The following is a 24,516-nucleotide window of genomic DNA, read 5'->3' as shown; positions in this document are numbered from 1 at the left end:
CCACGACACCCCGAGCCACGGCACCTCCGACCCATCGCGCCCCGGAGCCACCACACCGGCGGGGGCCCCCCCCCCCCCCCCCCCCCCCCCCCCCGCGGGGGGGGGGGGGGGGCCCCCCCCCCCCCCCCCCCCGGGTGGGTCGGGCCGTCACGGCCCGGGGTACGGATGAAGCCGGGTCAGCAGACCCAGGCACCGCCGCCGTACCAATCGACGCACTGGTTGTCCCAGCCGAGGGTCAGCTCGGAGAAGTCGCCGACCTCGACCAGCTCGGGCGTCTCGTATTCCTCGTACGTGGCCATGTGATCACATCCTTCGCTTCGGGTTGGTCCGGGGCGGACCGCCGGTCATCTCCACCGGTCCGCCCCGGCGTTGCATCGCCAACGTACGACTCCCGTCGTCCCAGGCTCCTGGGTCCACGGACCCGACCGGGTCCCGTCGTGCCGTCAGGCGCCGAGTCCGGCGTCGCGGGCCCGGACCATGGCGGCCGCCCTGTCGCTCACCTCGATCTTGGCGAAGACATGCGAGACGTGGTTGCGCACGGTCTTCTCGGCCAGCACCAGTTCGCGGGCGATCCGGCGGTTCGGATACCCCCGGGCGATCAGGTCGAGGATCTGCCGTTCACGCTCGGTGAGCTGGGGGAAAGCAACGCGGATCGGCATCTCGTGGACCGCGGAGAAGTATCCGCTGAGCCGTGCCGCCACGGTCGGGCTGAACACCGCGCCGCTCGCGGCGGCAGTGCGCACCGCCCGGATGAGTTCGGCCCGGGGGGCGCCCTTGAGTAGGTAGCCGTGGGCGCCCGCCCTGAGGGCCGCGACGATCATGTCGTCGTCGTCCGTCACGGACATCATCAGCACACGCGGGCTCTCCTCGCCGGGGCGGTGGGCAGCCGCGAGGGCGGAGACCGCGGCGACCCCGGACAGACCGGGCATCTGGATGTCCATCAGGATGACGTCGGCCTGGACCCGTTCGTCGACGAGGGCCTTGACGGCCTCCTCGCCGCTGTCGGCCTCGCCGACCACCTCCATGTCCTCCACATCCTCCATCGCAAGCCGCACTCCCGCACGGAACAGCGAGTGATCGTCCACCAGGAAAACACGTATCGTCATGCCTCACTCCAGGGCAGGGTCGCGCGGACGAGTGTTCCGGCCCGGCCGTCGTGCCGGGGCAGCACCTGACACCAGCCCCCCACTTCCTCGGCCCGCCGGGCCATGGACGCGAGTCCGACCCCGCGCCGACTGGCTTCCGGCCCGGGTGGGCCGCTCCCGTCGTCGCAGACCTCCAGGATCAGCCAGCCATCGCGATCGGCCAGCCGCACGGTCGCGGTCCGTGCCTTCGCGTGACGCAGGACGTTCGTCAGGGCTTCCGAGGCGATGCGATATACGGCGAGTTCGGTGGCGGAGGAAAGCCTGCGCGCCGGTTCGTACTCGGGCAGTTCGACGCGGACGTCGAACCGCTCCACGCCGCCTGCCCGGCGCGCCAGTTGGCGCAGCGCGCTGTGGAGTCCTCCGCCCTCCAGGTCCGGTGGGCGAAGGTCGTCAATGATGCGCCGGATGTCGTCGACGGTGCGGGCGGTCTCGGCGGCCGCGTCAAGGATGAGCCGCCGGGTGCCCGGTTGGGCGACCCGCTCGGCTGCGACGTCGAGACGGAGCCTGATCCCCGCGAGCGCCGGGCCGAGGCTGTCGTGTAGATCGACCCTGAGACGGCTGCGCTCGTCCTCTCTGGCGGCGACGAGCTGTTCGCCCAGCCCAGTGCCGGACAGCTCCACCTGCCGCGCCAGTTGCCAGCGCGGCAGCAGACCCCAGGCGTTGCCCACGAGTCCCAGGAGACACAGGGCCACGGACGCCGCGTCAGCCAGATCCAGTCCCGAGGGCCTCGGCACGATCCCGAACAGCCCGAAAGGGGCCAGTCCGAGCACGAGCACGAGGCCTACTCCCATACTCAGCCGCAACCCGTCCAGGGGGAGACTTCCCCACCCGGCCCGTAACCGGCCCAGCGGAATTTCCTCCTCCCGACAACCGCTCTGCTCCGTTCTCTCCCTGTGACGTTCTCTCCCCCGCCGCATTCTCATGTGACCGAAGTTAACTCGCTGTCGGCACACGAGGGAGCCGGATTCCGGACGTCGTGGGAAAGCCGCCCGCCGTCTCAAACCTCCGCATTGGGCACGCCGGGCGCCAGGGCAAGCTGTCGGCCCAAGGGTCGAGGAATCCGCCCTTCTCGCAGAACCGCGGGACTGCGAGGCCGCGTTCCGCCAAAGCGGTCGACAGTCCGCTTGCCCGGGCATTTTGTCCGGAGCGTAGAGAGAAATCCGTCAAGTACAGCGGAGAAACCGCGAGCGGAATGGCCGAACCACGAAAGACGGTTACCGCCCGGGTTTTCGGAAGAGGAAATAATCCGGCGTCCGCGCTGTCAGTCGGCGCCGGCCGGCACCTCCAGCCGGTCACCCAGGTTGCCGCGGTACCGGCAAGGGGTCGGTCGCTGCTTGAGCAGCCCTTCCCCTCCTCACACCACGGCCACAGCCAGTAGGTACCGCCACGCCATCCGGTAGAGCGTCGGCCCGCCCGGCCGGCCTCCGTCACGGTTGTGGACGCCCCCGGCCACCACGGCGCCGGGAGACGCCGCCCTCCCCCAGGGGAACCAGACAGCGCCACCTGGCCAGGAGTCACCTGCCCAGCGAGCTTCGTGCACGGCATTCGCGTCTTCAACCCCGAGGGAGGAAAGCAAGCCTTCCTCCCGCAAGTGGCCGGCACTATAGCACGATTCGTGGGCCGGGCACAGGTACCTCCGTTGAAGCAACCCCACACACAACCAAGCCCACGGCCCTCTTCCCACTGCCGATGGGCCGGCGGGTCGACCCACCTGATCCGGTCCCGGCGCGTCTTCCCACGCCGGCCCGGGACGGCGCACTGATGCAGCCATGCACGACGTTCACCAGTGAGAACGGCGACGCCGACACGTTCGTCGACCGCCTGCGGGATCGGACCGAGGCCGGGGAGCAGGCATTCCCGCAGCCGTCGGACGACCGCTCGATCTCACCCATGGTGGCGCCACGCACCTCTCTCCCGGTTCACCGGAGCATAAGGAGATACGGCGGCCACACCCAGTACGACCTCGGTCGCCCCGGTCGGCTCAGGAAGCTCGACCGCACCTGGCGCTCCGGATTGTCGACGTTGGTGTCGACCAAACTCCGTCAAGGCAACACCGGCCTATCCGGATGGCAACGTACGCCTGCCCACGGAGCAACCTCCGACCGGCGGTCAGAGGTTGCTCCGTGGGGCCGGGGCGGCCCTTGCCACCACCCCGCGGTCACTTCTCCAGCAGGGTCACAGGGACCTGGGGACGGGGAGGTGGCAGTCGAGGATCTGGCGGGCTTCCCTCCGGCGGGAGCGGCGGGGGTGCAGCAGGGCGACGCCGACGATGACGACGTACACGGTGATCCAGATGTGCAGGACGGTGATCAGGGCCCAGGGCAGGGGGCCGGTGGTCGGGAGCAGGGCGGTCAGTGCAGTGAGCATGGTTCCTCCTGATGTGCCGCCGGGCCGTGCGCTCGGCGGTTCCCCCAGGTCACCAGGCCCGGTGCGCCCGGCCCGGGTAAAGGTGGGGGGTCTCTATTTCCCGAAGGCGCGGCCTCTTCCGACGGAAGTGGGTAGGTTCGCGGCATGTCTTCTCCTGGTGGTCCGGTCTCCGCTGATCAGCAGCTCGTCGAGCACGCGCGTCAGCACGGTTTCGTGGTGTCGGCGAAGCAGCTTGCGTCGTGGCGGCGGGCGGGGCTGTTGCCGGAACACACGAAGCGGGCGCTGGGCCGAGGGCGTGGGAGCGCTTCGGTTCCGGGCGACGAGGCATTCGGTCTGGTCGTGGCGCTCGCCCGGCTGGCGCGGAGGGGGGCTCGGCCCTCTCACCTGGCGCTGGCGCTGTTCGGCGAAGGGCACCCGGTGCCGGAGGAGACCGTGCGGGACGCCTTCGGCAAGGCGGTCCGGGGCCTGGGCGCAGGGCTCGGCGAGGAAGGTCCGGAAGAGGGGGAGGACGAGGAGGAGTGGGCGGAGCGCGTCGCCGACGAGGTGGTCGTCTCGGGGCGGCGGGTGAGGCTCGTTCCCGCGCGGGTGCGTCGGATCGATGAGGGCATCGCCCGGTACATGCGTGAGCGGGGGGTGGCGTGGCCCCCTCCCGAGCTGGCCGACCTGGACGCGAACCCGGAACCTCCGAGCCTGTCCGGCGGGGAGGTCACGGCTACCGCGGTGACCACGGTGCTGCGTGGAGGTGCCGCCGTCACGCCGCAGGGGATCGGTGACGTGCTGCGGGCCGTGCAGCCGACGGGGTGGGGCAACCCTGGGGCGTCGCTCGCCGAGTACACGGTCGATGACGTCCCTGATGCCGCCCAGGAGGTGTTCCTCCCGGACGGCGGGATGAGCACCGTTCCCGCCGGTGACGTCCGCGGCGCCCTGCTGGGTCTGGCGGAGACGGCCACCCTGGAGGACCTGCGGGACGCCTGGGAGGTGAGCGGGGCGACCCGCGAGTGGGCGCTGGACCTGTGCGCACGGGTCGAGGCGGAGTTCGAGGCCGGCGAGCTGGGCGACGCGGCCCTCGCCTGGCTGATGGGCAGGGCCTTCGTGTCGGGGCTGGTGCTGATAGCCCAGGTGGGAGACCGCCACTGGTCCCCCACGGACCGGGCGTCGGACACCCTGATCCTGTTGATGATGCGGCGGTCGTTGCGCGACCTCGACGGCAAAGTGCCGGACTGCCGATGGGAGCTGCTCGGGTCTCCCGCCATGCTGCCGGCCCCGCTGGTCCCGTTCCTCCAGCCGCGGCGCGCCTCCGAGATCCAGTAGGAGAATCATGAACCAGAGCCCTCGTGAGACCGTGGCGGCGGCCATGGCCGAAATGGCGGTGCTGCGTGCTCTCCAAGTGGCCGGGCGGCGCTTGCTCGCGCGGCGGAGCCGGGCGGTACGGGGCCGTCTGTTGACCGTCCCTTCTTGGGAGCTGCATTTCCATCTGCCGGTTGGCGATACCGATCTGGCGCTGCTCCTGCGGGATGCGTGGGTCATCCCGGAGGCCGTCGGCCTGCCCTCGACCATGATCGAGGAACTGGATCAGCACGTGCGGATTCTGCTTCGGGCTGCACGAGGACCTGGCCCTGAAACTGAACGCGGCTTCCGACCGACCGCGCCGCGAGGTGTTCTTCTGGCTCACCTGGATGCGTTCCTCCGCATGGCACCGCCTCGCCGCCCCGGGCCTGCTGCCCTCGCGGTCTCCGAACGTACCGGCCGGCATCACCGGCCTCTGGGTCGGCTGCCTGCTGGACCAGACCCACGTCCTGCACTGGGACCACGACACCGGCTGGACGCGCCACCCGCTCCCGGACCCGCTGCCTGTACCCCGATTCCCCGGCTGCCCCTGACCAACGACAGGACAGCACAGCGGCATTTCGGCCCTCTCATGGGCCGAGGTCGGACTGTGAGGAGGACCCGCTTTCCGGCTATAGGCACGCTCCGCAGTTGTCTATGTCGCTAGCCCTCGGCTCCGCCAACCTCCATTAAGGGCTGTCCCGCAAAGATCTTGGCTGGGGGTCCGGAGCGGTCTGAAGAGCTGGTGGGTGCTCAGCTGGTGGTTCGTGAGGTGCTCAGGGACCAGGCGAAGCCGGCGAGCGTGTGGAAGTCGTTCTCCCGGAGACCGATCCGTGGGTTGACGTGGTGCAGGAGCCCGTTCCCTGGTGGTGGGCGGTCACGTACGTCTGGTCCAGCTCGCTCTGCTCGTCGTCCACCCAGGCGAAAGGACGGCCGTCTGCGTAGTTCACCAGCGGTCCGGTCTTCCAGTGGACTCCATCGGGGCGTTCTTGAAGTAGGGCGTCGCCGAAGTCGACGAAGGGAAGTTCCGGAAGGCCGAGGACCGGTGCGATCCACCGGTTGGCGTCGTCCATCCAGGTGGTGGCCCAGCACAGCTCGAAGCCGAGCCGGAGCAGGTTTCGCCCGTGCTCTGGGTTGAGCCAGACCCGCAGGGGGCGCCGTCGGGACGAGAGGCCTCTGTCGTCTCCATGGGCGTCGTTCCTGGGAACTCGGATTGTGGTGTAGCCGTCTGGACGTCTCTCCGGCTTGGCTGCGTAAGGGTTGAGTGGCCCGTCCACGTCGAGGAACAGCAGCGGTCGGTTCACGGTTTCCCCCGGTCTTACTCACTGTGGACTGCCCTGGTCAGCGTAGCTGCGGGATTGTCACGGCATGGAACCAGCCCGGGTGATGATCATGAAGTGGCGAGTGTGATCACGGCGTTGGAGCCGTCCTGGACAACCCCGTTCGCAGGACTGAGCCCGCGCTGCTTCGGCAAGCTGCTGACCGCGCTGCGGCGCGATGGAGCAGATGTGATCCACCGAGGCCGGCCGTGGAGTCTGCCGCTGGAGGACAGGGTTCTGCTGGTCACGGCATACTGGCGCACGAACCTGACGTTGCGGCAGCTCGCCCCGCTGTTCGGCATCTCGAAGTCCACGGCCGGCCGAGTCATCAACCACCTCGGCCCCCTGCTCGCACTCCAGTCCCGCAAGCGGTTCGCCAAAGACACCGTGCTCATCGTGGACGGCACCCTCGTGCCCACCCGCGACCACAGCATCGGAGCGGTCGAAGAACTACCGGTACTCCACCAACCACCAGGTCGTCATCGACGCCGACACACGCCGGGTCGTCGTGGTCGGCCGACCGCTCGCCGGGAACCGAAACGACTGCAAGGCATGGGAGGAGTCCGGCGCCAGGGCCGCCGTCGGCAAGACCATGACGATCGCCGACGGCGGATACCCGGGCACCGGACTTGTCATCCCGCACCGCCGCAAGCGCGGCCAGAGCCAACTTCCGGACTGGAAGGAGGAGCACAACAAGTCCCACAAGCAGGTCCGGGCCCGCGTCGAGCACGTCTTCGCCCGCATGAAGACCTGGAAGATCCTCCGCGACTGCCGCCTCAAAGGCGACGGCGTCCACCACGCCATGCTCGGCATCGCCCGTCTACACAACCTCACCCTCGCCGGATAGGCCGTATGCGGCACGGTGGGCCGCTACGTCCGGCGACTCCAAGATCCTTAACGGGACAACCCTTAGGACAACCCTTACCTTATGTTCCCAACGGCAGTCTCCTTAAGGCTATTGGGGCCATACCCCTCCTCCCTCTCCCCCAGGTGCCAGCCGGGCGGTGGCCTTCACAAGCCTGCACGTGATCTTCAAGAAGCGCGACCGGCTGTAGCTGGAGAGCCGCACGGCTTCCCAGCTGGGTCTGCAATGCTTCTCGGATGACCAGCAAGAGCAGAGGGCAGCACAGCAGGGTCAAGCCCTCCGCCCCCGTTCAGCCAGGCGAACCGGGCGGCGGTCCTGGGGAGACCTTGTGGGCAACCACGCGGTCGGGAGCACGGGCCGGGCGTGGGTTCCACTATCAGGACGCTGTCGGGGCCTGGCTGTGTGGCCGCATCATCTCCGGTGCACTCGATGCCGATCGCATCGTCCCTGAAGGGCTGGAAGACCTCTCATGTGAGGGGCCGACGCCCTGGCACGTGCAAGTGAAGTCCCGCCAGGAACGGATGGGCGACTTCATCGCTCCTGAAGTTGCCGGGCATCTTGTCACCATGGCTCTAGCACACATGAAGCGCGTCAAGGCAGGTGTGGCAGGCCGATCCCTTCTTGTGCTAGAGCGGCCGATCGAAGGTGAATGGCTCACCCAGTGGGGCGCTCCCCTGAGTAACCTCCCGCAAGGCCATCGATTGCTACAGGCATTCAACGCCAAAGCCGCCAAGGCCGGCCTGAACAAGGGCGAAATCGACGCATGGTGCAATGCCGTCAGTCTCTACGTCCTGCCTTGGCGTGCCGCCGCCGAGGACACCCGCAGCGCTGTGACCCATCGACTCGGGCTGTTGCCGGCAGCTGCGGAGACAGTCGTCCTGGCTCTACGCAGCGCCGTCGCACGTCAGGCCGATGCCAACGCTGAGACAAGCCTGCAGGGAGCAGCAGGGCTGAGTCGCGCGAATATTGCACGGATGGCAACCGAGGTCGCGGAAACCATCGACCACGCATCTCTGGAGGAGGCGCTGGCCACGGGCCTCTGCGAGCCGGTGGACTTCGACCGGCCGCTCCCGTCAGCCGGCTTCCACGAAGGCATCGACGTGCGGCCCGGCCACATCGCTGCCGGTCTTCCGGCCCCTCGCCCGGCCCTAACCGGGCAGGTAGCAGACGCGATCCATCGAGGTCAGAGTGTCCTCGTGACCGGCCCCTCCGGTATCGGCAAGTCCACCGTGATGTGGATGGCCGCCTATGTGACGAGGCATGTGCTCTGGTATCGCATCAGGCGGCTACAGGCCGACGACGCTGTCCCTCTGGTAAGGCTGGCGCAGGCGTTGCAGCCCTCGGCCCGTTCTCCGGTCGGATTCATCGTGGACGGCATCGGCATCGGAGCGGCCGAGGCGTGGGATACCCTCTACCGCGAACTCGCCCCGATCCCTGGTGTCCTACTCCTGGGCTCGGTCCGAAGTGAGGACCTGCTGCCTCTTCGAAGCCGGGCCGACTGTGCCCAGATCGAGGTGACCCTCGATGAGGAGGTCGCTGAGCAGATTCACGCCGGGCTGTCGGCTACCGGAGCCACGACAGCCGCGCATTGGCGAGAGGCGTACAACGCGGCAAACGGATTGACCCTGGAGTTCACTCATCTCCTCACCCGCGGACGAAGGCTCTCGGAGCTCCTGACCGAGCAGGTCGAGCGGCGAGTCATCGAAGGGCGGGAGACAGAGATCGAGATCCTGGCCAGGATCTCGATCGCCCACCGTTGGGGCGTCGATCTGCCCGTACGAACACTTCAGCAGCAGCTGGGGCTGGGAAACACGGACCTCCGCATAGCGCTGTCCCGCCTGGCTGATGAGCACCTCGTTCACGAGCGGAGCGGACGACTGTCCGGGCTGCACCAGCTGCGCTCGGCACACCTGGCCGACGCCGTGCACGCGATTCCACCGCCGGTCTTGGATGAGACCGTGCTCTCAGTGATGCAGCTGCTGGCGGACGCACAGCTTCAGCCGTTCATCGCCGGCGTCCTCACTGACCACCCCGAGCTGGATCCCGTCGTGCTGGACCAGATCGCGGTCCGACTCGGCAACCGCCCCTCGGTGGAGGCGACCGTCGGCGTTCTGCAAGCTCTTCGGCTGGTCGACGTCAACCGCACCGCGGCCGCCTGGCTCCGGACCCTCGACCGACACCGGATCCCACCCGCGCTGCGCCGCACCACCATCCAGTTCGCGCTCGTGGACGGAGAGCTGCTGCCACAGCTCAAACCCGAGATCGCTGCGGCCATCACTGAGATCCGGGCAGCCGATTCGTCCGGTTCCCCACTGCGCGACGCACTCGCGGAGCGACTCGGCACGGCAGCGATCAGCCTCCTCCTGTCGGAGTGCGGGGAGCCGGTCGAATCCCAGCGGTTGCTCGCCGTCCTTGCCGGAACGGATCTGGATCTCACAGATTGGCCGGCGGCCCTCTCCGATTCCCCGTTCAATCAACTGCTCGCCAATGCACCGCTCGATCTCCTGGGAGACATTCTTTCCACCGCCCGGGCGGTGTCGGTCCCCCTGGCCGAACAGCTGTTAAAGATCGCGGGTGGAGAGGAGCGAGTGCTGCACGCCATTACGACCCATTCGCCGTGGATCACTGAGGCGTCCGTCGTCAGTCGTGAGGACAGCCGGGTCGCGTTCGCCCGCCTGCTTCTCGTGTCGGACCAGGCGCGGCCGGACGCGGAACGGGAGGTCAGAGCGCTTGGGCAACTGTTGCTGCGCTGTCTTCCGCAGTGCGACAGTGTCGACGTCCAGAATCTGATGCCCAGCGGTCTGCCCCTCACCATCAGCGACTTCACCAGCGGAGTCAGCCGTCTGAAGCGGCAGTTCGACAGACCGTCCGCCTCGATGGCGTGGACACGCACGCGCGCGTTGATCGGTGCAATGGTGGCTGGCCAAGCCGACTGGACCACCCGAGCCGCGACCGCAGCCTCTTCACTTCCCGTGCTTCACCGGTATCTGACGCATCTGACCCGGATCTGGTGCGTCGGTCGTGGTCAGCCCAAAGACGCCGAGGACCTGCGCACAGCGCAGGCAGCGCTACAGAGTTGGGCCGCCTCACTGACACTCCCCGTCGACACTTCTTTTCTGTCCACGCTGCCCGTCGGCGATGACGTTCCAGGAGGTGGAGCCGACCACCTGCAACAGCTCGTGAGCGGGATTGCCGAGAACCTCACGGCAAGGCTCGCAGACCCCAAGGGGTACGCAGCGCTGGCCGGCTACGTGGGTGACTCTCTGACGCACCTCGCCTTGCAGGTACGGGAGAAGGAGCGCTGGCACCTCATCGGCCAGGAGCCTCCGGATGTCCTCGATCACCTTGTGAGCACGCTCTCCGACTTGCACGCAGTCCTGGCCGAACTCGCCTGGGGCGCTCTCGGACCCAAGAAACTCACAGCCGCGGCGCGGTCAGGGCCCTCCGCCCAGGCACTCGGTCGAGCGGCAGACTTCGCCCGCCGAACTGCCAGTGCGCGAGCAGAGATCGTGCCCCTGAAACTCCAGTCCGATGCCAGGACAGCAGGGCTCCATGTCAGCCTGTACACCAGACCCATCTCCGAGCCAGACTCAACGGAGTGGCCTGCCGTGGAACTCGCGGTGGGCGTGAAGCTCGTCGAACTCACCCAGTGGCCAACGGCAGTGGAACAGCTGTGCTCGCTCCTGAAGCACGATCCCGGCACCCAGGGCAACCGTAGGTCTGTCCTGCTCGTTCCTCTCTTCGACGGCAAGCCGGTAAGGCTCTTGGCGCGACAGCTTCAGACGACTCCGTGGCCGGGATTCGACCTGTTCGACACTTGGAGCTCCGACCTTCCCAAGGCACACCCGACCCCCCTCACCGATGCTGCCATCGCCGCCCACCAGGCCCTCCAGTGCCTCTCCGGGCTGGCTCACCTCGCGACCCTGCGGGACACGGACCAGAGACACCAGAACACCGCCGACGAGGCGGTGACGCATTTCCAGCAGGCACGCCTCGTAATCACGGGCCTCCGCCAGTGGGATCCGGTCATCAATATGACTCTCGACTTCCTCGACACCCTTGCTCGTCGGGTCGAGAGCGAGATCACTGAGGACCCATCCCTTGGAAACTCTGACGTACCCAACCTCGCAAGCGCCATCGCTCAAGGAGCAGTCGGCCGTATGACAGAGGACTATCTGCAGCTGGAAGGCATGACAACCATCACCCTGCAATGGGATCTCGATCCCGACCGTGCGGCACGACTCCTCCCAGCGACCGACTGAAGGCATGTGCGGGCCAAGGATCAGCCGGCCGGCCGCCGCCGATCGAGCACCACCCAGACCAGAACCAAGGGGACATCACGCCTGGAGTAGCCCGGCGCACACGCTGCCATGGGCACAAGATCTCAGGTGCGGGGCCAACGCCGTCTTGCAGCCTCTACGGACATGCATGCTGACAGTCGCAAGTCAAGCAGTGAATCTGATCGTGAGGAGTGAGCAGTCTCGATCCCGATAGTCTGGAGATCCAATCGAACGGGCGCGGGGGAACGATGGTTCGAGCACTTCTGCTCGGAGTTGGGAACTTTGAGAACGCGGCTGATGGCGAGTGGAGTCCCTCCTCGGCGGGATTGTCTCCCCTGCCATCGGTTGAACCGCAGGTACGTGAACTTGGCGTGGCGCTCTCACGATTCGACGGGCTGCACATCGGTGACCCGGTGATCAATGCAGACCGGGTCGGCGTCGAGGAACACTGGCGGCGGTTGCGGCACGATTCGGGGGGCCTGCCACGTATCGTGCACTTTGCCGGACACGGGGTCCTTCGCGGAAGGGTCTTGTACCTGCCTGTGCACGATACCCGTCCGACTGACCTTCCAGGATCGGCAATCGACGTCGGCCGATGGCTGAATGAGGTCGAGCATGGCTCCGACCAGTCCCCCGTCCTACTCCTGCTAGATGTTTGCGGTGCAGGGGCCGCGACGGACTATCAGCTGTTCCAGGACGTTCCCGAAGGCGACCGAAAAACTTGGGTGATTGCAGCCTGCACAGCGGACGAGAGCGCCTACGCCGCGCGGTTCACCAAGGCCGCAGCCCAGGCCCTGGAGCGGCTCCGCTTGGGGCACTGGGACATTTCTCCGGCGCTGTCCCACGTACCGGTGGAAACCGTAGCCGACGAGATCGCGCGGGAGCTGGGCCGCCTCGGCGAGGGGTATCCGCAGACCGTGGTGCACTCGCCACGCCGAGCCGCCTCGTTGCCTGTACCGGAGTTCTTCGCCAACCCGGCATTCAGTACAGACGGCTGGCAGCGGCTTCGGGGCCGGCTTCGGCTGGCAGTCCGGGAGCTGGCGGCGGAGTTCGACCCTGGTCTGGACCCCGTGCACTTCCTCACCCGGGCGTCCGGCCGCCTTGGCGACGCCTCAGCGATTACGGGCAGTCTGTTCACGGGGCGGACCCGTGAACTGACACGGATCCGCTCCTGGTTGGCGAGCAACGAACCCCTGTTGCTAGTCACGGGAAGCCCTGGGTCCGGAAAGTCGGCGCTACTGGGGGTAACCGTCTTTCTGTCGCACAACCAGCTCGCCGAGCTGAGCACTGGACTGGTTGGTCGCATTCCTGCTCAGTATCGCCCGGAGCGTCGGTACCCGACCCTTGTCGCGGTCCATGCCCGGCACCGGAGCAGGGACGAGGTGGTGGCTTCGATCCTGGCTCAGCTGAATCCCGAGGAATCGAAGCCGACCGTCGCTGACAGTGAGCAAGCGCTGGACGAGCTCAAACGCATCGCTCAGGACCTTCCGGAGCCGGTGGTACTCATCCTCGATGCCATTGACGAAGCCCTGGAGAGCGACCGTATCGTCAGTCTTCTGCGAACCGAGCTCCTGAGAACGCATCGCTCTGACGGCAGCCCCGCCTTCCGGGCACTCGTGGGGATGCGCCCGCCGCAGACGGACGGACACCAGGTCTGGGACGTGCCCGGTGCCCACGAGCGGGTGCTCGACCTGGATACCTCCTCTAGTGCCGAAGACCTCACAGGCGACCTCACGACCTACATCGCCGACATCCTGTATAGCGCGCCCAGTTACGAGGACCAGGCCCTTCGTGAATCCGTAGCCCGTGCGGTCGCTACCGCGATCGCTCATAGCCCCGATCGCAGCACCTTCCTCGTCGCAGCGCTCTTCGCCGACTTTCTGCGAACCGGTGTACCCCTGAATCCCGCCGAGGCGGTCGCCCAACTGCCGCAGAGCCTGCCGCACCTACTCGAACTACACCTGCGGAACACCCTGGACGACGACCCGTGGATGCGGCACCTGATGGTCGGGCTGGCGCAAGCCCGGGGGCAGGGTATGCCTCTGGAGCTTGTGGCAGCAGCGGCGACCGCTGCCGCCATGGCCGCGGGTCACGAGCTTCGCCCGCTTACCCCGGGCGAGGCTCACGAGAAGCTGGCGACCGCCCGCTTCTATCTGCGGACGAGCATCGACTCTGACGGGCGTCAGCTTTACCGGTTCTTCCACGAGACGATCACCGAGCACTTCCGTAACGCCGGGGCCGAATTCGAAGGGTACGCCGACACCCTCTTTCACGAGCTACTGGCGACCGTCCCCGGGCGATGGGCCGCCGAGGGGCCTCGGTGGGACCTCGCCGCACCGTACCTCCTGCGACACCTCATGGAGCATGCAGTCGCTGCACCGTACGGATCCGCGGTCGACCACTTGTTCCTGGACCCGGAGTACCTGGTTCACGCCGACCACAGCAGCATCTGGGAGGCCGTTCACCGGACGCGAACCCCGGCGGCGAGGCGGGCTGGGGTCGCCTACCGAACGGCCTTCGGTCGCTTCGATTCCGGCAACCGCTTTGGCCAGCGCATGCCGCTGGAGACTCGCCGTGCCAAGCTTCGCCAGTCCCTGGCGACCTATCGGGCTGCAGAGCTGACACGCGGTCTCCGTGATGAACGGGCCGTACTCCGTCCGCACTGGAGCACGGGCGTGTCCGAGGAGTCCCTGCTTTACGTCATCGGCGAAGACGAGTTGGGCACCTCGGTGTCAGCCCTGGCCCTGGGCTCTTCCGGACGACGACTCCTCACCGTATTCGCCGGCACCGACGGCTCCCTCCAGGCATGGGACGTCACGCCGAGCCCCGACACTGCGTTCCGGCACTTCTCGACTCCTCGGACGGGCGAGGGCACCATCACCCAGATGGCGATCATGGATCTGGACGAGCAGGCGGTAATTGTCTCGGTCACTGGCCAGAACGTACTCCAGATGTACGACCTCGCGACGGGTTCCCCCCTCGCCAACGCACACCTCGACGGTGAGAGAGTCTCAGCCTTGGCCCTCGTCGGCACCGGCGACCAGGCTGTCCTTGCAGTCGGTCGGGTCAGTGGAGAGATCAGTCTGGTCGGCCTGCTGGACGAGTCCTTCGGCACGATCTTCGACACCGTCGAGGCCGGGAACGCCGCCATTGCTTCGCTGCTCGGCCTGGAGTCCGAAGACGGCTCCCTCCGCTTTCACTTTGTGCCCGCCGCACCTCAGGATCACGAGCCGAGGGTGGTGCGGCATCTGGACAAGCGGCCAGTCACCATCTCATCGGAGGGTCCGCTACAGGAAGTGCGGATCCTGCCCGTCAACGCGCGCGCCCCGCTCTTCTCCCTCATCGCCTACCACCCCGTCATGTATGCGGTACGAGGGAACGGTGAGACCGTCCATGTGGTCACCGGAGCCCAAGACCGCGGGGTGAGACTCGCGGACATTCGCCGTGTCGACCGCTTTCAGCTCGCGCTGACCGCCCATCGCGACGGGAACATGCGGGTGTGGGACCTCGACGTTTGTCCCCGGTTCGGCCATGGCCAAGACCATGGGCACCACACCACAGTGCTCGGCACCATCCGACTCGGCAACTCAGAACTCGTCCTCAGCGCCGAACTCGCGTCCGGCGAGGTCAAGGCTTGGGACCTGATCACCGGCTCCCAGGATCACGAGCTGAGCGACTTGGGCGAGCTCAGCCACGTCGCCACCGTGACGACTGACACCGCGTCTTACGTCGTCACGGTGACCAAGGAAAATGAGCTCGACACCTGGAATGTCCTTGAGGATGTCCTCGCATCGACGGTTCGTCTCCCCGCCCCGGCCACCTCATTGGCCGCTGTGCCCCACGGAGATTCGGTGTGGGCCGTGGTCGGCGGTGCCGACGGCAGCATCCGCGTGTGGGACACGAGCAAGCAGTCGCCCTCCCGCGTCCTCAGCAGTGTGGAGGGGCCGGTCACGCAACTGGTCGCGGGCAACGTCGGCAGCGATTCTCTCCTGATCAGCGTCCACAACGAACGCACAGCCTGTCTCTGGTCCCTGGCTGACAGCACCCTGTTGCATTCGATCACGCTGGACCGGATCGAAGCGATCGCGACGCACGACGGGCGCCTGTTCGCTGCGGAGCGGTCCTCGGACGGCGATCAGGTACGGGTCTGGGACCTCGCAACAGCCTCGCTCATAGGCTCCGCACCCGTCACCGACCCGCAGGTCGTGACTGTCAGCCAAGTGAACGGCAGGCCGGTCCTCGTGGCCGCTGTCGGCGAGGAAGCGGTCCAGGCTTGGGACGCCGAATCCGGCGACCTACTCGGGCATCCGGTCCCGGTGCCGGGGCAGGTGCACGCACTCGTCCCCTACAAAAGCGGTGTGCTGGTAGGCACCACGGCCGGCCATGTTGCGGCCCTCGGGTGGGCCTGTTCCGCAACGGCGCCGGCAACCCGCCCAGCGCAGCCGACCGTCCGCATCACCCATGTCCTGGCTTGGCTGCCGGGCGAACTGCTATGTGGAGATGCCGGCGCAGACGGATGGGAGTTGCACACCATCGACGAATGGGAGGGAGGACTGCCCCCTTCCCACAATCTGGTGTACTCCCGTCCCATCACTGTGACGACAGCTGAGCTACACGATGTTCTCGTAGACATACTCACGCCGCACGGATTCGAGGTCCTACGGCTGGAAGCGCGCTGGTACGAGATCAGCGGGGTCGCCGGCGTGACTGCTGGCGGCCCGTGGCGCTTCCCGGCGTACTCCGTTCATTGTTACGTCGAGGAAGGACCGGAATAGTGACGATCGTCGCAGTGCACGGCATCGGCAACCACCTGAGCGGCCGCTCGCCGGAACAGGCGGCCACCAAACTGGCAGGGCAGTGGAGGCTCAAGCTGCAGCAGGGGTTCTCGGCTGCAGGACTGAACGACTACCTGCTCCCTGCCATACACGCCGCGTACTACGCTCACCACACCCACGCCGCGGAGCGGCAGGCTGCCGTGCTGGACGTACCTGCTCTCGATAAGCGAGAAGAGGCCATCGTCATCGCGTGGGCGCTGGCCCTCGGCTCACCCACCTTCCGGGAACGGCAGGGATTGGCCACTGCGCCACTGCGCCAGATCCTGTCCTGGGTGTCCCAACGCCGCAGCATCCCCATCGGGACAGTCATTCGACTTGCCGTCCAGCTAGCGGGCGAGGTCCGCCGCTACCTCCACGTTCCGCAGATACGGGATGCCGCCCGATCTGCTGTGGCCGAGTCGATCCGGCAGGTCCGCCCCCGCGTGGTGCTGGCCCATTCGCTCGGCTCGGTCGTAGCGTACGAGGCTCTCCACACTCACCCGGAACTGACCGTGGACTGCTTCGTGACCTTGGGCTCTCCTCTTGGCCTCCCGGGAGGAATATTCGAGCACCTGGTGCCCGCGCCAATCGCCGATCGGGGTACCCGGCCTGCCGGGGTCCACTACTGGGTGAACCTCGCCGACACAGGTGATCTGGTGGCGGTTCCTCGTCGACTCGGCGACCGATTCCCCGTTGACCAACACGCCGACACGCCGATGGGCCGTATCGACTTCCACTCCTTCGGAGCGTACTTGTCCTCCCCGCTCACCGCTGCGGCGATCTCTCCCTTCGTCCGCGACCCGGCGATCCTCAACACGGATCACCCGAGAATCCGGCAGGGCGCGTCGTAGCAACGATCCGTCATCGCAGGTAATGCCTCTGCGAAGGAGCGTACTCAACCCGGGCTCGGACCTTCTTGTGGGACTTGTCGCGTATTTCTGTCCAGTCCGGAAGTTCGGTCTGGCGGCGCTCGCGGCGCTGCGGGATGACCAGTCCGGTGCCCGGGTAGCGTCCGTCGGCCAACGCGAGGGTCTAGCCGGCGGCCGCATTGCCGCCGAATTCCTCCCATGCCTTGCAGTCGTTGCGGTTCCAGGCGAGCCGCCTGCCGCCTACGATTCCTAAGGGAGTTGCCAAGCGGCCAGCATGACGGGCTGTATCGGGTCGTAGTACCGCCCGTCACGCAAGTGGGCCCACAGGACGTTGACCTGCCGGCGGGCGAGAACCATCACGGTCTGGCTGTGCCGTTTACCTTCGGCGCGCTTGCGATCGTAGAAGCGGCGGGATTCGTCGCAGCAACGGATGCGGACCAACGCGGAGGTGTAGAAGACGCGTTGGAGGCATCGGCTGTAGCGGGTGGGGCGGTGCAGGTTGCCGCTGACCTTCCCGGAGTCGCGAGGCACTGGGGAGACGCCGGCGAAGGCGGCCAGCCGGCCGGGCTGGCGAAGGCGCCCATGTCTCCACCGGTGGCGGCCAGGAACTCGGCGCCCAGCAGGACGCCGATGCCGGGCATGCTCGTGATCGCTTCCGCGCTGCGGTGGTGGCGAAACCGGCCCTCGATGAGCTTGTCGGTCTCCGCGATCTTCTCGTTGAGGGCCATCGCCTCCCTGGTCAGGGAGTGCACGACCTGGGCGGTCGTGTCCTCGCCGGGGATAGTGATGTGCTGCCCTTCGGCCGTCTGGACGGCCGTGGCGGCGAGTTCGTCCGCGTTGCGGACCTTGCGGTTGCGCAGCCAGGCGGCCAGGCGTCGTCGGCCGGTGCGGCGGATGGCGGCCGGGGTCCGGTAGCCGGTCAGCAGCACCAGGGGGCCGATGTCGCCCGGGTCGAGTTCGCGTTCCAGGCCGGGGAAGATCTCGGTGAGGTGGCCGCGGAGCCGGTTGATGGTCCGAGTGCGGGCGTCGCTGAGATCTCGGCGGTGGCGGGTGAGGACCTTCAGCTCGGACACCAGCTCGCCGCCGGGCCGCAAGGGTGCGAGGTCGCGTCGGATGCGGGCTTGGTCGGCGATGACCGCCGCGTCCTTGGCGTCGGTCTTGCCGTCGCCCCGGTAGCCCTCGGAAGCCCGGTTGACCGTCCGTCCGGGGATGTAGAGGAGCTGCTGATTGTGGTTGAGCAGGGCCGCGATGACCAGGGCTGCCCCGCCGTCCGCCAGGTCGATGCCCCACGTCTCTTCGTCGCCCAGGTCGAGGACGTCCCCGAGCAGCTTGAGCAGGTCGTTCTCGTCGTTGGCGACGCGCCGGGACAGCAGCCGCTTGCCGGTGTCGTCGATCACCGTGCAGTGGTGATGGGTCTTCCGGGCGTCGATACCGGCCCATATCGCTGTCACTCGCTACTCCCAGGCGGGGACAAAGGTGCCGTCCACGATGAGCACGGTGTCGTTGGCGAACCGCTTTCGCGGCCGGAGAGCAAGAATCAGCCCGCGGTGATCGATGATTCTGTCCGCCTCAGACTTGGACACACCGAACGGCGGCGAGCTGGCGCATAGCCATGTTCATGCGTCAGTCCATGACGAGCAGGGCCCGGTCCTCCAGAGGAAGGCTCCACGGTCGGCCCTTGCGGACTCGCGCCGCAACGCTGTCACCATCTTCCCAACCGCCCGTGAAGGCGCTGTCCGGGGCGGCTCCGACGCCGTGATCAATGCCAGCCGCAGCAAGATCATCCCACCATGGCCAGCCTGCTACCGCACGTCAGTCATCCTTGGCTGATCCATCTCGCGATCAAGCCGTACCATCCCCGCCATGACGATCGATGTCCTCGCCGGGAATCTCCAGCCCGGTAACCTCCTGGAGCTCTCGACCAAGTCGGGCGCTGAAGCCCTCCTGCTAGCTCATGTGGAGCGGCGCACCCAAGGCATCAAGTTCATGGGACGCAATCACGAGGGGGCCTCTACTCCAGCGGCGTGAAGTGCGGCGAGCCGGCGCGGTGCATCCGATCGCAGGATGCCGCGCGGACTGGCGACAGCAGTTACGGGACAGCCCTTAGGCCGTGTCTCATAAATGATCACGCACGGACTTCCAGGGGCTGGTAGAACCGAGTCACATGTGGCGGCGGACCACGCGTCTCTGGAGGCATCGTGTCGGGACCAGCAGTCGGGCTGTGGCTCTTCGAGCCTCGTGGCTTCGAGAACATCCTGACCGACGTAGTCCCGTGGCTGCAGACCTTTTGCGAACCGGTCGAGACCGAGGCCGGCGGCGATCTGAGCTTCCGGGTGCGAAACGCCTCGCACCTGGGACTGCAGAACGTCGATCCGGCCGGCGCCTGCGGCTTCTTCCTGTCGGAGGACGAGTGCCTACCGGCCGACGACGAGGACTACTCGGCCTTTCCGGTGCCGCCGGTGCAGGGACTGATCCTCTGCGCCGGCTGCTCGGGGCCGGAGAACCACCTGCTGCTCGGCCATCTGGCCCTCGGGATGGCCCGCCGTCTCGGCACGCTGGTCGACTTCGACGGCGTCCTGGGCTACCCCGCCCCGCGCGATGAAACACGCGACGAGGCGGACCTCGCCACGGCGAGGACACTGGTGGCATCCCTACCGGGGACGGTCGCGGAGGTCTCCTACGACATGGGCGGCGGCGACCGCTGGTTCCGGCACGTCGGTGATACGGAGTTCCTGGCCGCCTGGCTGCAGCACCCGGAGTTCCACCTGATCAAGTAGTCGGCTCAGCCCGTGGTCTCCCGCAGCCACAGCACCAGCGACGCGATCAGCACGCCGGCACGGTAGCGTGCCGCCAGCTTGTCGAACCGGGTGGCGACCGCCCGGAACTGTTTCAGCCGCGCGAAGCACCGTTCGACCACGTTCCGGCCACGGTAGGCCTGCGCGTCGAACGCGGGAGGCCGGCCGCCCAGTCCGCCGCGGCGAGCCCGGTTGGCGATCTGGTCGCGCCGTTCGGGAATCGTCGTTCTGATCTTCCGCTACCGCAGCAGATGACGGATCTTCCGCGAGGAGTACGCCCGGTCCGCCACGACCCGGTCGGGCCTGGTACGAGGTCGTCCGCTTCCGGCACGCTGGACCCGGATCGCGTCCAGCACGACGGGCAGCATGGTGCAGTCGGCGGTGTTGCCCGTGCTCAGCACGATCGACAGCGGCAGGCCCCGGCCGTCGACCGCCAGGTGGACCTTCGTGGTCAGCCCGCCTCGCGACCGGCCGAGTGCCTCGCGACGCGCAACTGCTGCCGGATCTTCCGATTCGTCCCCGGGTCCATCCCCTTTTTCCGAGCGCCAGCGGCGTGTTGGTGCGCCCGGGCGACCGTGGAGTCGATCGATACCGTCCACTCCACGGCACCCACCGCGTCGTCGCGAACCTGGAATTCTTCCAACAACTTGGCCCAGGTGCCGTCCTTCTCCCAGTGAGCGAAGCGCCGGTAGACGGTCTGCCAGGGGCCGTATCTCGACGGCAGATCACGCCACGGCGCCCCGGTCCGCAGGCGCCACATCACTCCGTTGACCACCTGGCGGTGATCCCGCCACGGCCGGCCAGCCCCGTCATGCTTCGGCAGCAACGGCTCTATTCGCGCCCAGGCCGCGCCTGTCAGCTCTCCTCGCCCCACCACAAGATCAATTATGAGACACGACCTAGGACCGCCGACTGGGTGCAGACCTACGGGCGCGGGACTCGGTCGAGCGCGTCACGCAGGAGCCGTCGGACGTCTGGTACCGAGATGCCCAGTTGGGTGAGCCAGTCGACGACCTGTGCAGTGGATGTGTTCAGTCTCTGGGCCCTCTCGACCAGCTCTTCCAACGAGACTTTGCTTTCCTTCGACAGGTGGTCGTCGTCCGAGTACTCGCTTCTCCTCAGAAGCTGTATCGCAGTGGTCAGAGTGAGCCCTTGGGGAAGCGTGCGGCAGGAGAGGGGGACTCCGTAGGCGTCAAACCGTTCCACGAGTACGTGGGGCATGTGGAACAAACTCTGTGCCGCTACCAGGAGATGAGCGAATGGCATCGCCTCGCCCGTTGCCACTTCCCACCATGAGCATGGCCCGTGAGGGCCCAGCAGCTGCTTGTCCAGTTCGTCCAGGGTGACGGGAGCACGCAGGGGTACGTGATACCCATAGTCCTCCAGCCTCGAAATCACGTCCGGCAGTGACCCTCCGTACGCTGCCTCAAGAATCGGCTGATAGGGCACAGGACCGGGTGGGCACCTGTCTGCGGCCAGCCCGCTCCAGCTGTCCTGGAATAGGGCGATGTCGTTGATTGAGGCGTTCGCGGGGAACGTCTTCGGTACTTGGAAGCCCAGTTCCGGGTACCTGCGAAGGATCTCTGCCGGGGGCTTCTCCAGAGCCTTCGCGGCTTTGAGAATCTGCAAGGGCGGCAGGCAGCGATCACGATCCAACCAGGACGGCGACTCTGCGCAGAGGTCTCTGAGCAGTTCCACGGCCTCCGCCGAGGGGCGATTCGGCAGGCTTGCGGGCTCGGCAGTCAACCCGTGATCGCGGAACTGTGAGCAAACCTCGGGGACACTGAGACCATGTTCCAGGCTGGCCTGTGCGATCCGGCCGGCCGGCACTGTGTCGCCGGTGTCGAACCACCCGTCCTCCGGCCGGGCACTGTCGCGACGCAACAGCCCTTCGAACATCGCCTTGCGCATGGCCCCGTCAGAGAGGCTCTGGGGCCGGGGGCCATTCAGGCCGATTCTGGCGGCCCGATGAGCCACTTCGTGCGGCGAGACGCCCCAACGGTTCACCGCTTCGGACCAATGGTCCCCCTTGAGGTCTGCGGATGCGTGCCAGGACCAGTAGCGGCTCTCCTCGCCCTTCTCAGAAAGCAGCAGTTGGTCTGACGGCATGGCGGCCAGCACCGGAGCAGTGTCCCGCAACTCCGGACAGTGCTCGGCAAGGTCATCGAGAATCTTGTTCGGAGCATGCGCGAGGAGTCGCCAGAGGAAGATGTGATCGGGTGGAAAGCCTGAGAAGTCCCAGGACACCTTTCCTCGGTGCGAGACCCCTCCCGACAGGAGGTGCGTGTCCCCCGGAAGTACGCCCGTACGCGCGAGGTCGGCCGCTCGCCCCTCGAACCTCAGGGCCCGGCCGGCCGCCATAGCCGCCGCTGTCAGCAGGTCCGCGAGTTGCGGGCTGGTCCGGGCGATCCAGCACAGCCAGTCGTACTCCGGAAGATGCTCGTCTGCTTTTGCCAGAGCCTCCGCCGCCGGGATGAGGAGGTCGAGCAAGGCAGGGGAGACATCGTCGAGCACCTGAATGCGGTCAGCGGACAGCTGATTCGGAGCGTACGCCCCGGTGAGGTTGACCACGACGCCACTCAGACCAGCATCACTCGTCGACAAAATCCCGGCACGGACCGACGGCTGGACGACCAGACCGTCCACCAGAAGTGCCCCACCGTGTTCCGTCCAGGTGACCTGAACGCCGTGCGGTGCGTCGGTCCATACTGCCCGGGCCCCGTGGGCGTCAAAGCCGAAGCGCTCACGCTCCGGCTGCTTCCGCACCTGCACCTGGCCGGCCGGCCAATTGGCGTGGCGGTCCCCGTACACGGCCACGGTGTCGAACTCCGCAACGCCGAGTACCCGTTCCAGCACGTCCACACAGGACCAGTCCGCCGCTGGTTCCCGCAGGCGGAGCCGGACTGTGGTCCCACACTCCTCGCCCCTGGACGCCCGCTCGACGATCCGGAACAGGTGGCCGGGTCCGTGGATCGACACCTCCAAGACCGGCCCCGGACGGCCGGTCGGGTCCATCCGACAGGTGGTGACCGTGAGCTCATCGGCCAGCATGAAGTAGCTGAGCACGCCGATGCCGAACCGGCTGTTGGGGAACAGTGCGACGGGCGGGTCCAGCCGATCCCACATGGCGCGTTCGAGTCTGAACTCAGGTTGCTCGGCGAACCGCGCTCCAGCCTGGGAGAACACGCCGCGCAATTCCGCGTCCCCCATGCCAATTCCGTTATCCCGGCACTCCACGTACCCGCGACCTTCCGCGTCGACGCCCTGTTCGAAGGCGATGTGGCCCTCGTAGGGGTAGGAAGCGTACTCAGTCCGGTCGAGGTACTCGGTGCGCGCCCGGCGGTAGCGGCAGGCGTCCAACGCGTTCTGGTAGAGCTCGCGCACCGCGAGATCGCGGTCCTTGTACAGATGGACACCCATGAGGAGTTCACGCACTTTACGCTCGTCCATCCGGAACCCGGCCCACCCGTCGAACACACCGTCGGGCGGGCGGACCTGGTCTGCCGACAGCCGGGACGGCAGGCTCGGCATGGCGCAGGTGATCCGCTCCCGGCCGGCACGGTCGACGGCGTGCAGGACTTCGTCAGCGCGCGCCGTGTAGGCCCGGAGACCCTCGATGACAGCCTCGTGGTGGCAGTCAGCACGCAGCACGGGCAGCGTCGACTCGCCTCCCCAGACCGCGCGTTCGACCGTTTCCCGCAGCTGTCCGAGGTCTACGGAGTGCGGGATGCCGAGGTGTTCCACCACGACGTCCGGTAGCGCTGTGATGTCCAAGCAAGTGCTGAAGGCCAGGGCGAGCAGCAAGACCAGCCGACGCTCGCGCACCCGCTGATGTCCCGGTCCACGCACCCGGTCGTCGGCCGGCAACTGCTCCAGGAACTCGGCGTTGGCCACATCAGGCCCTCGCCGGATGCCATGCAACAGGCGCGTGACCCGACGGGCACCCAGGATCTCGCCGAGGGGGCGGGACTGTTCATCCACCGCCGAGAGCAGTTCCGCCACATCCGCCGGGTCAGCGAGCCCTCCTCGACGCAGCAGCCACCGGTGGAACAGCCACCAACCGATCGGCGCCGCCGACTGAGGGCGCAGTCTGCTGCGTTCCCGCAGCATGCCGTGTTCGTCACTGAATGCCTCGAAGGACTGCCGTTCGGGGCCTGCGCCAGCCACGGTGTGACCCAGTCGCTCCGGCACAACGGCAGTCGCCCACCGGGCGACAGCCTGCAGCTGGTTGGCGCGGTAGAGGAACGGCAGGATGACAAGTAGCGCCGCCTCTGCGGGGTACAACTCGAAAGCGCCCTCCGCGTCCGGTTCACCCAGCAGCCACTCCACCCGCTCGGCGAACCGCATCGCCATACCCGGGTCCTGCCAAGGATCGTCGCCAAGCGCGGCTTCGGCCCGGTCGCGTACCGCTGCCAACGCTCCGACGACAGCCAGCGCATGTGTCCGTGCAACCGTCACGTCTCGGTCCGGCGGCACGTGACACCAGACAGACGACTCGGCAGCCGACGCCACCCAGGGGTCCATCTCCGCTGCGGTGCCAACAGGCGGCAGGCTGCCATCCAACTGAACGTAGACAGTCCCGCCCTGAATCACCGGCCCGTGGAAAGTGCCGCCGTCCACATGGTTCCGGGCCTCCGTTTCCCCCATGCCGTCAGTCATAGCACGGAGGAGGCCTCAAGGCCGGATACCTGCACCTCACCAAGCGGATCCCGTGACACGTCCAAAGGCTGCAGAGG

Annotated in this window: 12 protein-coding genes and 6 pseudogenes; 8 read left to right on the top strand and 10 right to left on the bottom strand. The window is 67.3% G+C overall.

Going from position 1 to position 24,516, the window contains the following annotated elements; all coding sequences use genetic code 11:
• Positions 1–176: 176 nt before the first annotated feature.
• From ACGFRB_RS32980 to ACGFRB_RS32965, 4 genes are all read right to left on the bottom strand, one after another.
• Complete coding sequence (locus ACGFRB_RS32980; protein ID WP_363007893.1) at positions 177–299, bottom strand: lasso RiPP family leader peptide-containing protein; 123 nt, start codon at positions 297–299, stop codon at positions 177–179.
• A 144-nt stretch (positions 300–443) separates the two neighbouring features.
• Positions 444–1,106 (bottom strand): response regulator, encoded by a 663-nt coding sequence (locus ACGFRB_RS32975; RefSeq protein WP_393248304.1) that lies wholly within the window; start codon positions 1,104–1,106, stop codon positions 444–446.
• Positions 1,103–1,921, bottom strand: coding sequence for an ATP-binding protein (locus ACGFRB_RS32970; RefSeq protein ID WP_363007889.1), 819 nt, complete (start codon positions 1,919–1,921; stop codon positions 1,103–1,105). The genes ACGFRB_RS32975 and ACGFRB_RS32970 overlap by 4 nt, the downstream gene beginning before the upstream one ends.
• A gap of 1,399 nt (positions 1,922–3,320) precedes the next feature.
• A complete protein-coding gene (locus tag ACGFRB_RS32965; RefSeq protein WP_393248302.1) occupies positions 3,321–3,512 on the bottom strand; it encodes a hypothetical protein in 192 nt (63 codons plus the stop codon).
• Positions 3,513–3,656: 144 nt separating this feature from the next.
• Between ACGFRB_RS32965 and ACGFRB_RS32960 the strand changes: the two genes are divergently transcribed.
• The gene (locus ACGFRB_RS32960) at positions 3,657–4,823 is read left to right on the top strand and encodes a hypothetical protein (RefSeq protein WP_393248300.1); all 1,167 of its coding nucleotides are present in this window, start codon (positions 3,657–3,659) and stop codon (positions 4,821–4,823) included.
• 365 nt (positions 4,824–5,188) lie between these two features.
• Positions 5,189–5,392, top strand: coding sequence for a hypothetical protein (locus ACGFRB_RS32955; protein ID WP_393248298.1), 204 nt, complete (start codon positions 5,189–5,191; stop codon positions 5,390–5,392).
• Between the two features lie 199 nt (positions 5,393–5,591).
• Here the strand turns inward: ACGFRB_RS32955 and ACGFRB_RS32950 are convergent.
• Positions 5,592–6,142: pseudogene (locus ACGFRB_RS32950) on the bottom strand (hypothetical protein).
• Positions 6,143–6,235: 93 nt separating this feature from the next.
• Between ACGFRB_RS32950 and ACGFRB_RS32945 the strand changes: the two are divergent.
• From ACGFRB_RS32945 to ACGFRB_RS32930, 4 genes and pseudogenes are all read left to right on the top strand, one after another.
• Positions 6,236–7,004: pseudogene (locus ACGFRB_RS32945) on the top strand (transposase).
• 254 nt (positions 7,005–7,258) lie between these two features.
• Positions 7,259–11,284 carry a hypothetical protein gene (locus tag ACGFRB_RS32940; RefSeq protein ID WP_393248296.1) on the top strand — a complete coding sequence of 1,342 codons (4,026 nt, stop codon included), beginning with the start codon at positions 7,259–7,261 and terminating at the stop codon, positions 11,282–11,284.
• Positions 11,285–11,493: 209 nt separating this feature from the next.
• Positions 11,494–16,077: an AAA family ATPase gene (locus ACGFRB_RS32935; RefSeq protein WP_393248294.1), complete on the top strand. Its 4,584-nt coding sequence runs from the start codon at positions 11,494–11,496 to the stop codon at positions 16,075–16,077.
• Positions 16,077–16,967: a serine peptidase gene (locus ACGFRB_RS32930; RefSeq protein ID WP_363007870.1), complete on the top strand. Its 891-nt coding sequence runs from the start codon at positions 16,077–16,079 to the stop codon at positions 16,965–16,967. Before ACGFRB_RS32935 ends, ACGFRB_RS32930 begins: the two co-directional genes overlap by 1 nt.
• Before the next feature lie 40 nt (positions 16,968–17,007).
• Here ACGFRB_RS32930 and ACGFRB_RS32925 read toward each other — a convergent pair.
• The 3 pseudogenes from ACGFRB_RS32925 to ACGFRB_RS32915 form a co-directional block, all read right to left on the bottom strand.
• A pseudogene (locus ACGFRB_RS32925) lies at positions 17,008–17,244 on the bottom strand (IS5/IS1182 family transposase); the annotation flags it as partial.
• Positions 17,235–18,436: pseudogene (locus ACGFRB_RS32920) on the bottom strand (IS110 family transposase). The pseudogenes ACGFRB_RS32920 and ACGFRB_RS32925, both read right to left, overlap by 10 nt.
• Before the next feature lie 15 nt (positions 18,437–18,451).
• Positions 18,452–18,769, bottom strand: a pseudogene (locus tag ACGFRB_RS32915) (IS5/IS1182 family transposase); the annotation flags it as partial.
• Between the two features lie 79 nt (positions 18,770–18,848).
• Here ACGFRB_RS32915 and ACGFRB_RS32910 point away from each other — a divergent pair.
• Positions 18,849–19,013, top strand: a complete 165-nt coding sequence (locus tag ACGFRB_RS32910; RefSeq protein ID WP_393248292.1) for a hypothetical protein — start codon at positions 18,849–18,851, stop codon at positions 19,011–19,013.
• 170 nt (positions 19,014–19,183) lie between these two features.
• The gene (locus ACGFRB_RS32905; protein ID WP_393248290.1) at positions 19,184–19,762 is read left to right on the top strand and encodes a DUF6368 family protein; all 579 of its coding nucleotides are present in this window, start codon (positions 19,184–19,186) and stop codon (positions 19,760–19,762) included.
• Between the two features lie 5 nt (positions 19,763–19,767).
• On the opposite strand, the pseudogene ACGFRB_RS32900 reads toward ACGFRB_RS32905, so the two are convergent.
• Together ACGFRB_RS32900 and ACGFRB_RS32895 are read right to left on the bottom strand one after the other, a co-directional pair.
• Positions 19,768–20,654: pseudogene (locus ACGFRB_RS32900) on the bottom strand (IS5 family transposase).
• Between the two features lie 50 nt (positions 20,655–20,704).
• Positions 20,705–24,439, bottom strand: coding sequence for an ATP-binding protein (locus ACGFRB_RS32895; protein WP_393248288.1), 3,735 nt, complete (start codon positions 24,437–24,439; stop codon positions 20,705–20,707).
• Between the last annotated feature and the right edge of the window lie 77 nt (positions 24,440–24,516).

Origin of the sequence: Streptomyces sp. NPDC048718 (assembly GCF_043198875.1) — a bacterium.
In the GTDB taxonomy this organism is placed as follows: domain Bacteria; phylum Actinomycetota; class Actinomycetes; order Streptomycetales; family Streptomycetaceae; genus Streptomyces.
This window is presented reverse-complemented; position numbering and strand designations above follow the sequence as displayed.